Raw genomic sequence first — 12,731 nt, forward strand, 5'->3', positions numbered from 1 at the left:
CCTATCGCTACCATAAATTCTTTCAGTACTGATACCCATAGCTCTCAATTCATCAGTAACCTGTCTATTGATAGTATTATAACCACCAATTATACTTACTTCACTGACCCCTAGTCTTTTTAACTCTTTTATAGTTTCACTTGGCAGATAAGAGCTCTTAGTTAATAGTATTGGAGCGCCTTTCTTGCTTGCAAATAGAGAGGTTGATAGAGCATCTACAGTCACTTGACCAGATGCCAATACAGCCCTCTTGTTTGTCTTAGGGTATAACTTTTTACTTATTTTACAAGCAGTGTCATACCTGTTTTCACCTTCAAGACTAGTAATTTCAGACTTTGCAATTTCATTTTTTACATTAAGTGTTAGCTTGGCAGTCTTTTCAGCATTCATGGCAGGAATATACATTTTTATTATAATGCTTTTCTCAGGTTCGCCCTTTCTAATGAATTTAAAAGTATTTACCCCCTTATCTTCATTAGCAAGGTTTGCTTCCTTAAAATCTTCACCATTTTTCACATATAGCTTGCCTACACTAGGTTTATCAACATCATACCTTTTGAACGTTAATTCATATGTGGTTTGATCTTTATCCTTGTCATATTTTGTTACTACTTTATGGTCTTTAAGGAAAATATCTGCCATTGATTCCCTGTTGTTCTCATCCATGATTTTTGCATCAATATTTTTCTTGACAGAATTATCATTATCCTTTTCTTTATTTTTATCTTTGTCTTCGTTTTTATCCTTTTCTTTATTTTTATCTTTGTCTTCGTTTTTATCCTTTTCTTTATTTTTATCTTTGTCTTCGTTTTTATCCTTTTCTTTATTTTTATCCTCTTCTTTGTTTTTATCCTTTTCTTTGTTTTTATCCTCTTCTTTATTTTTATCTGCATTATCTATTTTGATATCTTCAGATGCTTTAAATTTTTCAATTGCCTTTTCTAATTTTTCTATCTGTTTTTTATAGTCGTCGTCATTTCCAGACACATTTAATATGTTTACAGATTCATTTATCACCTTATTAAGTTCATCGTAAGCGAGTTTAGATTTTTTACCTTGTTCTATTTTCTTAGCTATACTTATTTTGCTCTCCAAAGATTTTCTCGCCTGGCTAGAAACTTTTTCCGTCTTTTCTATTAGTGACTTAATAGCATTATCTATTTCTTTAATCAGCTCAGACCTTTTATCCTGTCCCCTCTTACTCTTTGTCTCTTTAAGATAACTTTTTGCTTCAGACAACTTATCCTTTAGATACTCCAATGTTTCATCAGTGTATTTGTCTGAATTTAATTTTACTTCTGCTTCGCTTACTACCTTTTCCAACTCACTAGTATCATATCTAAGTCTATCAGGTGAGTGTTGTAGTTCAAACTTATAATCATCTATCTTAGAATTTTGTATATCATCTCTAGCAAGGTATTCTTTCAGCTCTTTATAGCTATCTTCTGCGAATTTCTTTGCTTCTTTAACACTCTCTTGAGTATATTTACCTGATTCTGAATCTGATTTTAAATCTGCATCTGCCTGTCTTTTGACAATATCAAACTCTATATATAAATTAGGCTTTATAAGAGAATTAAATAAATTTTTATATGCCTCACTTACTTCATCTTTTGTGGAATTAATATTGTTACTAACTAATATTGCATTATTATAGGCAGACATTAGGTTTTCATATGGTTTCTCAGGTATAATATTTTTATAGACTTGATAATAATCCTTGTTTATGCTATTTATTAAGTTTATTAACTGAGTCTTATCCACTTCATTATCATTGTATCCATCAGTCTTTTTAGCATAATCTATGTCTAAGACTACTGTATGCGCGTGAGTCTTATCTCCAAAGACTGGTGTAGCAGAGTCAAGACCCAAATACAATTGTCGTGTAGACCCATCTACTGGAATTTCAACCTGAGTAGGATATTCGTATTCCTTATCAACTGATTCATACTTCATTCTTATCCTAGCTGTTGTTTTATTCTTAGCCTCAAACTTTTTACCACTCTTTTGATTTCCTTCAAAGTAGTATATTTTAGATATTACTCCTGTAGGATTACCGCCTTCTCCATAAAGTGGTCTTAGCTTCAGCGTCAATATTTTATCTGAACCATTGATACTTAGTTTGGCCCTATTTATAAGTGCAGGTGCAGCATGGGTTTCGGAATGACCATCCTCATGTAAAAACTTAACATTTACCGTATAGTCCTTAGATTCATTTTTTCCTGGTATATTTGGTTCTTCCTTATTACCGGCTCCATTGTCAGGCTTAAGATTTTCGTTGTCTGTTTTTACCTTTTCATCATAGTTGATGCTTAACTTATTATCTGTAATATAACGTTTTCCATCTACTTTTTCCTTAGAATCACAGTATGTTATATCTATTGGTAGAAGATCTTGCTTGCCATCTACATCTAATTCTATTTTTTCAGGACTATACAAAGCTTTTGATCCGTCTACAAAATCAACCTGATATTTTTTCCTTGTAATTGTGTTAGCTGGTTGAAGTATATTTTTTCTTGAATATTGAAATTCTGTAATTAATTTATCAATTTTATTATCACTCATGATAGGTTTTAAATACAAAACTAGTTTCTTACTCTTTCCACCTTCTTTAACAATATACTTTGCATCCTTACTTATAAATTTTGAAAAATCGGTGTTCTCGTGCCCATTTGGTTTTTGTAAATTTACCTTGATATCATATATAGCATCATTTTCTTGACCCTTATTTTTATCATCTTCAATTAAGTCATTGCTGTTTCCATCTTTTCTTTTCAAAGAATTTGCAGCATTCCTTAATTCATCATAAATTTCTTTTGTATCATTAGGAACCGGCATAGTGTTTTTAGTAGTCTCTAGCCATTTTTCCGCCCTGGTGAAAGCTACCAAAAATTTTGCATATGAATCAGATTCATAACTTCCTCTTTTATCCACCCTATCTTTAACTTTGTCATATAAGCCTTGTAGTTTTTCAGTATTATAACGTAGAACTGTGAAGCTTAAATTAGTGACCCTAGCCACATCTCCAACAAGGTCAGACAGGTCCTTATTATCCATACTTCTACTTATACGTTCGAGTTCACTTTTAAAATTTCCTAGACTCTCTTTAGTATAGATTTCAGGTGAATAAATAGAACTATCTAAACTGCTTTTCTGTTGACCAAGTTTTTTTGTTAATATACCTCTTGTCGTTTCCTTATATTCCGCATAATATATAGGCTTAACAATTTCATATAGTCTGGTTAAATCTTCCTCGCCCATATCTCTAAAGTCTCTAATCTCACGTAAAGCATCATCTATCTTCCTAGTCTCAGTAAGATCCATTATCTCACGTTTTATGGCATCGCCTCTCTTCATCCAAGCCTGAATCTTATTTTCAACATAGCCTTCTGGTCTTTTGTCTTTTAGGGATGTATTTACTTTTTTTAATTGACTATACTTTATATCTATTCCAAAAGGTTCACTTATAGTAACTTCTTCATTATTATTGTTTATGTATTTTAAGCTATTTACTACTAGATTTTCAGGTCCAACTTCTCCAGGTACTGTAACACTAAACATCGCAATATCACTGTCTTGTTCTACAGGTCTTATAGCAGTAATTGGTTTGACAGTTGCTATTCCGTTAAAGGAAATATGCTTGATAGATTTGACCATTTTTTTGTTCATTGACAGCATGATATCATGTTCATTTCCAGATTTAACTACGGCTACAATTCCAAATAATTTTTTTATTTCCGTATTATTTTCTCCCTTAGTATAGATATCTTGAGCTGGAGTATAAGAATTTACACTGGTAACTTTATATATATCAAAATCTGCCTCTTTACCTTCATAGTATCCATCTCGTTTAAGTTCATTAGACAAGGGAAAACACAAAGCAGTTTTTTCAAGCATCAAATCATCATAAAGTGATTTAGCTTGTGCATCCGTTAAATTTTCCAATTTCCCATTTATACGATATGCTTCCTGCCACAACTTCCACCATGGTGTATCCTGAATTGCAGCTTCATTCATTTTACTACCGTCACTAAATACATCAAAAGGAGTTCCATTGTCCACTGTTTTGATAAATATTGTACCTATATATCTATCACGGATACTCTTGTCAGATATAATCCCTTCTACCAGTTTTCTTAGCTTGGCCTTTATTTCACTCTCTTCTTTTCCATTTTGCAAAATACCTGAATTAGCACGACTTTCAACATGGTTAATTTCAGCAAAACCTGGTACTAGGGTTCCAGTTGTCATTATCAAAGACAGGGCAACTGTTGCCATTTTCTTGCTTATCTTATATTTTTTATTAAGCATAACTTCCTCCTTTTTTTCACAACTTTTTTAATATGCTTTTTCTGTCAGAATAACGTTTACATAATTATTAGAGTAGCGCTACCATTTTTATAATTATAAACATATTTCTACCAGAATATATATTACCATAGTTTAAATGCGATTACAAGTCATAATTATTCTCATCCATACCTTCTTATTTGTTATTTAATTATAAATATAGTAATAAAATTTAACTTATTTTGGACTAGATAGAAATTATGCTAATATAATATTTTAAATATTTCTTTTTCCTTTACTTATACAAGAAAATTAAGGTTTAAAAAAAGAGGTTACGCATTCATTTACATATATCTTGAATGCACAACCTCCAAAATGAGATCTACTTATGTATAATCTCTCCTATATTAAATTTACAAATCATAGTATAAACTGCACAAACTACTTAAGTCCTGCTAATATTGATTCGATCTTTTCCTTAGGCATAAAACCTATTTCTCTTCTTACTTCCTTACCACCCTTGAAGAAAACTACTGTTGGTACAGTACTTACACCGAACTCCTGAGCCAACTCCATGCTTTCGTCAACGTCAACCTTAGCAAAGTAAGCTGAGTCCTTATGTTCTTCAGCTACTTCACTAAAAACAGGTGCTAGCATATTACATGGTCCACACCAAGTAGCAAAAAAGTCTACTACTGCTATACCTTCATTTTCCTTTACATTCTTTACGAAATCCTGTACCTTAATTACATTTGCCATATTTATATCCTCCTAAATTATATTCATCAAATATCATTTTATCAAATATTTTTGAGTAAGTATACCAATATTCTAATGATACCTGAAAAAAGTCATTTGAAACATATTTCTTCATTTTTCACTTATTAATAGCTCATTTAAGAAATATAAAATACCGTTAAAGCTACCTAACTTTTCCTACATCAATCTACTTGGTAGATTGAAGAGTCGTCATTTATTCTTTATTATTCTTATCAGTATTTATTTTTTCATTCTTTTTCTTATCATTCTTTTTCTTATCATTCTTTTTATTAGCATTTTTTGTCTTGTCAGGCTTTGACTTTTGTTTTATTGGCTTACCCTTAGGTAGGTCAATACTAAAGCTAGTTCCCTGACCAAGCTTTGACTGTACCCTTATATTACCATATAGGGTTGTTGCTATTAGTTTGGCAATAGAAAGACCAATACCAGACCCTTCAACCTCAGTAGCCCTAACAGAATCACTCCTAAAAAACCTTTCGAAAATCCTCTTTTGGTCCTTATCTGAAATACCTATTCCTGAATCCTCAACCAAAATCAAGACCCTGTCCCTGCCCTTATCACTAGCCGTAATAGAAATTTTATCGCCTGCCTCAGTATATTTAAAGGCATTGTCGACAAGTATTCTAATTAACTGGTTAAGCTTTGTCTTATCTGTGTAAATTATCTTATTTTTCATTTTAATTTGGTAGTTAAAGGATTTTTCCTGGTAGTCGGCTATCTCTAGATAGCTTTCAAAGGTTTCCTTAAAGAGGTCTTCTAGGTCTACTCTACCAATATTAAGCTTGACTATAGACTCCTCCTTAGTTAGAGATAGGAGCTCATTTATCATCTTTTTTAGCTGCCTCGTCTCCCTCATAGCCACTGCGATAGTCTCTGCCTCGTCTTCTATAGTAACGTCTGGCTGCTTTAATAGGGATTCAAGCTTTGACTGGATAATAGCTACAGGCGTCCTAAGTTCATGTGATGCATCCTGGACAAACTTAACCTGGTTATTCCACGATATTTCTATTGGCTTGAGGGCCTTACTAGATAGGTACCTGGCTATTACGTACACTAGTAATAGGGATAGTATATCTACCAATATTAAGAGTGTTACCATATTTCCCAAGCTCTGAATTTCCGAGTCAATATTTCTCATAATTTTGAACTTGTAGTCATCATCATCCTTGACTAATAGACTCCTAAAATTGTATCCGTTTATATTCTCATATGTGAAGCCGAACTCTTTTACCATACTTTCTTCAGGTAGACTAATACCAAAATACCTGTTCCTAGTATAATATAAGAGAGTCTTACCCTTGTATATATATAGGATATCTTTTGGGTCCTGTAGACTTATAGGCTTTAGGATTGAATCTTTGCTATACTGGTCCTTTATAAAGTGGTACTCCTCAGCTATATTATTGTCAATACCATCTATAAGACTTATGCTAAAATAATTGTATATAAAGCAGCTAACCAAAATCATAAAGACCTCAACTACACACATTATGGTCAAAGTGAGCTTCCTTTTGGTCTTGTCAAAAACATTATTGTTTATCATCCAGTATATAACCAACCTTTCTCTTTGTCTTTATGTATTTATCATAATCATACTTGGATAATTTTTTTCTTAGGTTACTCACATATACTTCTACAATTTCAATTGTAGCATCTGAATCTATCCCCCAAATCCTATCATATATTTGCTCCTTCAATAGGATTGAGCCCTTATTTAGAACGAAGTACTCTAGAAGTTTAAACTGCTTGTTTTGTAACTCTATTTCCTCATCATTTATATATACACTATTCTTTTCAGAATCTATTCTTAGGTCCTTGAATTCCAGGTACTTCTTGTCCTTTATCTTTCCGTTAGTCCTAAGTATAGCGTATACCCTAGCTACTAGCTCATCCATATAAAATGGCTTAGTCAGGTAGTCATTTGCACCAAGAGTAAAGGCTTCAACCTTGTCATCAAGGGCCTCCTTGGCAGTCAATATTAAGATTGGAGTATCAATACCATCCTTCCTAGCCTGGTTTAATATTTCTATGCCTCCCATATTAGGTAGCATAAGGTCTAGTATAACTAAATCATATATCCCCTGAGAAATTAGGTAAAGACCCTCTTCACCGTCACCACAAGTTTCAGTGTCAAAATGCTTTGAAAGTTCCTTTTCTATATCCTTTTGAATCGTTTTATTATCTTCAACTATTAGTATCTTCATAGTTTTCCTCCCTATCAACACTCAATTATAAATATCAACGGCTAAACTTGACTAGCCAATTTTAATTCCCTACTATAAAATAATTTCATTTTTTTGTTTGAATATCATATAAGCCTATTTTATCATTATTAGTAGAAAATATCCATACATACCCTTATAATATATGTTATAATATTCAGGAATAAGTAGAGGAGGTCAACCATGTCTAATAAACAAATAACTTTTAAGGAGCTACTTGAACCAGTAAATTCAAATGATGTAAAAATATCTGAAAAGATAAATAAAACTAATAGAAAAAACGCTTCAAAAGAAGAACTTTTAAAGAATATATCTGGTAAGTCAACAAGTAAAACAAGACCTAAGCGTCTTAGCTCTCAGGATAATAAAGCTAATACAAAAGCCAAGACTTCTACTAAAGCCAGGGCTACAAGTGATACTAAGACCCTAAAAAATGCTAGCATCGCAAAAGTAGCTAAGACTACCAGTAAGAATAAAACCTCAAGGGTTAGCTTTACCCAAGATGAATTGGACAAGCTATGTGAAGTATATGACTGGTATATGGCTATCAAAGACCTTGACCCTTTAAAGCAAGTAAAACAAATTGAAAATACAAATATTAAAATAGAGGAAGATATTATAAAGCAAGCCAAAAAGGTCTCCATAACTATTGACCAGGATGTATGGGAAAACTTCTCTACCCTAGCTACAAATATCTCTCAAAAAAAAGGACCCCTACTTACTGAGATACTAAAAGAGTACCTTTTAAAGCACAGGGATCTATACTAAGTTCAACTAGAATATTTCTAATAAAAAAGATCGATAACACCCCCCATTAGGGGGGATTTTTTATGCCATCGACCTAAAATTCAAATTTTTATTTAATTAGAAGTGGATTCCTTCCTTGGCTAACTTAGCTTCAAATTCCTTATCATCAACATCAATCCTCTTACCAATTATTCTAAGTCCTACTGCAGATGCAGCTATGGCAACTGGTAATACGATATAGTATGGAACACCCATACCTGCTGGTAAATAACCAAATAATATAGTTATAACACATATAAAGATAGCATAAGGCATCTGTGTATTAACATGGTCAATGTGGTGACAACCAGCACCCATTGATGATAGTATTGTAGTGTCTGAAATCGGTGAACAATGGTCGCCGAATATAGCACCTGTCAATACTGCTGAAGTTGCTACTACTACATAACTCATATCTGGTGATAGTGAGTGTGCTAGTGGTATTGCTAGAGGCATCAAGATACCCATAGTACCATAGGCTGTACCAGTTGAGAAAGATATAATAGCACCTAGTATAAAAATAATACTTGGTAATAGGAATGGTGGTATTGATCCAGATAAGTATCTGATAAGGAACTTAGCTGTTCCAACTTCCTTGATTACTGAACTTAGAGACCAAGCAAGTATCAGGATAACACCTGTAATCATCAAAGTCTTCATACCATCTACCCAAACTTCAATTGCTTCAGACATTGTATAGATTTTCTTAATCTTTGCAATGATTATTGAAACAATAGATGAGAATATAGCAGACTGGAATAGTGCAACAGAAGCATCAGAAGATGAGAAGCACTGTCTTACTGAAGAGAATGAGAAAGGACTCGCATTAATTGACGCTATTAAAGCTGTATCTTTTCCACCCATTATAGTTGAGTAACCACTATAGTAGAATGCTATTAGCGAACTGACAATCAATACACCTATAGGTATGATTGCATTCCAAACACTTAGCTTAACACCTTCCTTTGGTGCCATATCATCTAATTCTTCAACACCCTGGTCTAGGTCAGTTGTTACATTCTGTCTTCTTCTTGCTATATATTCTGCCCTTCTCATTGGTCCAAATTCTCTAGCCATATAAGCTGTAATCAAAATGAAGGCCAAGATTAATATATTATAGAACCTATATGGTATAGTACTTAAGAATACACCAAAGGCATCTGTATCTACATGTATACTATTAAAAGCATCGTGTATCAAACCAACTTCCAAACCTATCCAAGTTGATATGATAGCCAAACCTGCTATTGGAGCAGCTGTTGCATCTATTACAAAGGCAAGCTTTTCTCTAGATATATTCATTTTGTCGAATACCGGTCTCATTATAGGACCAACGATTAGTGAGTTGGCATAGTCATCGAAGAATACTAGGATTCCTAATAACCAAGATATTGTCTGGGCACCCTTTGCTGTCTTTGCTCTTTTGGCAAGTGCTTCAGCTACAGCCTTTGCTCCACCCATCTTACCTACTAGGTTAATAACACCACCTATACATAATACCTGTAAAACTATACCTGCATTCCATGGATCTGCTAGTGAGTGTAGGGCCCTAGATATGAAATCAAGGAAGGCCAATACTATACCAGATAAGACTCCCTTACCCGATGATAGCTGTAGTATTAGAGATCCTGACATAACCCCCAAAAATAAAGATATAACAACATTTCTTGTAATGAATGCCAAGACAATTGCTAGCAATGGCGGTATAACTGTTATAATTCCTAATTTTAATGAATTCGCCTGCGCTATCTGATCAATTTCTGCGGCATACGATGGCACTGCCATCAAGATTGTCATCATTAATGTGACGATCAAAATTCTTAAACTTCTTCTGTTCATAATAACCTCCTATAAAATATAATTCATTTTTGTAATATCCTCAATAGAAGATTTATTGACACCAAGTAATATAAAAAACGTCTCGGATGGACATCCGAGACGTTTGAAAACATACTCAAATGATAGCCCAACACAAATACTTGTGACAGTGATACGCATATTCTACGTACCCCCAGCTATACAAGCCTAAAGCTGCTTGTATGCTTCGGCAATTGTTCCTTTCCTTGTGGATGCTTTAACCCTTTTATCAAGTACTAATAACAAGTGCGCCTCTACCTTCTATATTCAATTACTAACGCTAGTATACACTATGTAATAAAAACTTGCAAGCCCTTTTCTGCTTTTATTTCAAATTTTTAACAAGTCTATCGTATTTTGCAACATCTACCTATACTTTGGTATATTATAGCTCATTGATCCTATATTATTTGAGTAAGCTGCTATATCAGCCATCTTATTGGCAATAGCACTTGGCCACCTTACATCAGATGCATACTGGTGGTAAATAATACTTGGATTCCACTTCATGCTGTATAGGGTATTCTGATTGTACTTGCTGCTATGAATATACCTACTAGCAATCCAAGAAGCTGCTCCATCTATACCAGACGCTACACTTGTCCAACCATTATTATAGGCTGTAGCACTACCACCTGCAAGAGCATTACCATCTACAGCTCCAATACCAAAGAAATTATAAACAGTCTTTCCATTATATACAGTTCCTTGGGCTAGTTTTGAAGTTCCATAGCCAGTCTCTATCATTGAATGGGCCACCAGGTATAATACATTTATATTATTCTTCTTAGCCGCATCTATAAAGGCCTGCCCCTGGTTATAAAATACATTACCAGACTTACAGTACTTAGCTAAATATGCATTCAGCTGGCCAGCTGTTATATCTTCTGTATACCTATCTAGCAAGGCAAACTGCATGATAGTAGATGCATCCATATGTCTAGATGGATCCATGTATGACTTTAACTCATCTCTTGTTACCTTTCTCCAACCACCTGCAGTTAAGGTATTTAAAGCCTTAGACATCTGCATATCAACATGTGCGTCAAGTGTCATACCCATATCTATGTAGTTGGTATTTCCAGTTGAAACATTAGCCTGACTCTTGCTTGTACTTATGCTTAAATCTTCATTTTCAATATTATTGTCCTGATCTGGATTTTCAACTTCTCCTGTATCCTTTAGGTAATAAGAGGATACATAGCCTACATATCCATTATAACGGACCTTGTTCCAACCATTTGTAGAAGAGATATATTCAACCATATCACCCTTACTTAGGTCTGCTAGCTTTTCACTTAACAAATTGGCAGACTTTCTTATACTTAGGTTATTAGCCATAACCATCATTTTACTACCTACACTTGTCTTAGAAGTAGCTGATGAACCAGATAAAAACCTAGTTGAAAGATAGCCAGTTTTTCCATTGAATGATACCTTGGTCCAGGCAGATCCTTCTTCAATAACAGTTACCTTATCACCCTTTTTTAAGACCTGGATGACCGCAGACTTAGTATTAGCTTCCTTCCTAAAGTTCAGGGTATCACTAGTCACAGTCTTTGTAGTAGTAGCTGGACTAGTCTTTATATTATTAACTGTTTCAGACTTCTCTGCTATAGCAGATTCCTGAACCCAACCATCTTTATTATTAAATTTAATATTAACCCAAGAATCCTTCTTAGAAAGTATCTCAACTTCGTCTCCCTTCTTCAAGACAAACTTAACACTTTCATTCGAACCTGGGTTTACTCTTATATTTACATATTCGTAATTAATTACACCAACCTGTCCGGCTGCGAAAGCTGAAGCACCAAATAGTGGCAAAACAGCCAAAGCAGATAAACCTATTTTAATATTCAAAAAAACACTTCCTTTCTGAGTACTTTAACCATTATAGCAAATAATTACAAATTTGTAAACATGATAAGTTACAGAAAAGTAACATCTTTGAGTTTTTTTATTTTTATCAATTATAAATAATATATTTAAGAATGTATTTTTTTCTGTTTTTTTACAATAAATTGTAACCTCCTATATTTTATTGAAAAAAGCTCTTTAAATCATGCTTAAGATGTGATACAATTAATATATGAAATGTGTTCTAAAGTAGTTTTTTTTATGATATTGCATTTCAGTATAATATTCATTTTATGGATATTTAATTTTATATAAAAGGAGGAGACGAAAATGGAAGATAGAGGGTTGGCACTACTTTTACTTGAGAATTTTAATAGGTTCGATAACCTGATTAAAAATGTCACAAACACAGGTATGAAGAAAATTCAGAAGCTTACTTCTAAGCAGTTCTTTACATTGCAGCAGATTAGTAAGTATGAGAAAATTGAGCTTAAAAACCTGAGCAAAGATCTTTATGTCTCTACATCAAGTCTATGCATCCTTCTTAACAAGATGGTTGCTGCTGGTTATGTTTTTAGGGAAGAAGATCCAAGAGACAGGAGAAATACTTTCTACGGCATCACTGAAGATGGGAGAAAGGTATTGAAGGAAGAAGAATTTAGAATCACATCAACTTTGGTTGAACACATGAGTGGTTTTGATGAAAAGTTCAAGAAAAATTTAGAAAAAAGCTTGTCTGTTTTAGTTAAAACAGCAGAAAAGCTATACTAATATTGATACCTATGTTATCCTAGTTGCTTAGGCTAGGATTTTAAAGGTTGTATAATATTTAGCGTTGGTGAGAGAAAATTCTCTCCCAACGCTAAATTTTTTGCAAAAAAATAGGAACACACATCAAATCTCATGTATAATTTAAATCGTCAAAAAAAAAATAATAAG

At 33.3% G+C, this 12,731-nt stretch carries 8 protein-coding genes and 1 riboswitch; of the genes, 2 read left to right on the top strand and 6 right to left on the bottom strand.

Going from position 1 to position 12,731, the window contains the following annotated elements:
• The 4 genes from ACW6OJ_RS04940 to ACW6OJ_RS04955 form a co-directional block, all read right to left on the bottom strand.
• Positions 1–4,311: cell wall-binding repeat-containing protein (locus ACW6OJ_RS04940; RefSeq protein WP_456095920.1), on the bottom strand; the 4,311-nt coding region annotated here is incomplete at its 3' end.
• 420 nt (positions 4,312–4,731) lie between these two features.
• Entirely contained in the window at positions 4,732–5,049 is a 318-nt protein-coding gene (gene trxA, locus ACW6OJ_RS04945; RefSeq protein WP_456095921.1) for a thioredoxin, read from the bottom strand.
• 214 nt (positions 5,050–5,263) lie between these two features.
• Entirely contained in the window at positions 5,264–6,538 is a 1,275-nt protein-coding gene (locus ACW6OJ_RS04950) for a sensor histidine kinase (protein ID WP_456095922.1), read from the bottom strand.
• Positions 6,539–6,599: 61 nt separating this feature from the next.
• Positions 6,600–7,274: a response regulator transcription factor gene (locus ACW6OJ_RS04955; protein ID WP_007790322.1), complete on the bottom strand. Its 675-nt coding sequence runs from the start codon at positions 7,272–7,274 to the stop codon at positions 6,600–6,602.
• Between the two features lie 201 nt (positions 7,275–7,475).
• Between ACW6OJ_RS04955 and ACW6OJ_RS04960 the strand changes: the two genes are divergently transcribed.
• The gene (locus ACW6OJ_RS04960; protein WP_455104211.1) at positions 7,476–8,060 is read left to right on the top strand and encodes a hypothetical protein; all 585 of its coding nucleotides are present in this window, start codon (positions 7,476–7,478) and stop codon (positions 8,058–8,060) included.
• 96 nt (positions 8,061–8,156) lie between these two features.
• Here ACW6OJ_RS04960 and ACW6OJ_RS04965 read toward each other — a convergent pair whose 3' ends face one another.
• Both ACW6OJ_RS04965 and ACW6OJ_RS04970 read right to left on the bottom strand, forming a co-directional pair.
• Positions 8,157–9,917: a Na+/H+ antiporter NhaC family protein gene (locus tag ACW6OJ_RS04965; RefSeq protein WP_455104210.1), complete on the bottom strand. Its 1,761-nt coding sequence runs from the start codon at positions 9,915–9,917 to the stop codon at positions 8,157–8,159.
• A gap of 115 nt (positions 9,918–10,032) precedes the next feature.
• A riboswitch (Lysine riboswitch) is annotated at positions 10,033–10,200 on the bottom strand.
• A gap of 101 nt (positions 10,201–10,301) precedes the next feature.
• Positions 10,302–11,795 carry an SH3 domain-containing protein gene (locus tag ACW6OJ_RS04970; RefSeq protein ID WP_456095923.1) on the bottom strand — a complete coding sequence of 498 codons (1,494 nt, stop codon included), beginning with the start codon at positions 11,793–11,795 and terminating at the stop codon, positions 10,302–10,304.
• A gap of 327 nt (positions 11,796–12,122) precedes the next feature.
• On the opposite strand from ACW6OJ_RS04970, the gene ACW6OJ_RS04975 reads away from it, so the two are divergent.
• Complete coding sequence (locus tag ACW6OJ_RS04975; protein WP_314497434.1) at positions 12,123–12,563, top strand: MarR family winged helix-turn-helix transcriptional regulator; 441 nt, start codon at positions 12,123–12,125, stop codon at positions 12,561–12,563.
• Positions 12,564–12,731 lie beyond the last annotated feature (168 nt).

It is taken from the genome of Peptostreptococcus sp. (assembly GCF_977045075.1).

Excerpts from the sequence above, each read along its gene's own strand:
- trxA (WP_456095921.1), bottom strand. The coding sequence starts at position 5,049 with ATGGCAAATGTAATTAAGGTACAGGATTTCGTAAAGAATGTAAAGGAA.
- ACW6OJ_RS04950 (WP_456095922.1), bottom strand. The coding sequence starts at position 6,538 with ATGATTTTGGTTAGCTGCTTTATATACAATTATTTTAGCATAAGTCTT.
- ACW6OJ_RS04955 (WP_007790322.1), bottom strand. The coding sequence starts at position 7,274 with ATGAAGATACTAATAGTTGAAGATAATAAAACGATTCAAAAGGATATA.
- ACW6OJ_RS04960 (WP_455104211.1), top strand. The coding sequence starts at position 7,476 with ATGTCTAATAAACAAATAACTTTTAAGGAGCTACTTGAACCAGTAAAT.
- ACW6OJ_RS04965 (WP_455104210.1), bottom strand. The coding sequence starts at position 9,917 with ATGAACAGAAGAAGTTTAAGAATTTTGATCGTCACATTAATGATGACA.
- ACW6OJ_RS04975 (WP_314497434.1), top strand. The coding sequence starts at position 12,123 with ATGGAAGATAGAGGGTTGGCACTACTTTTACTTGAGAATTTTAATAGG.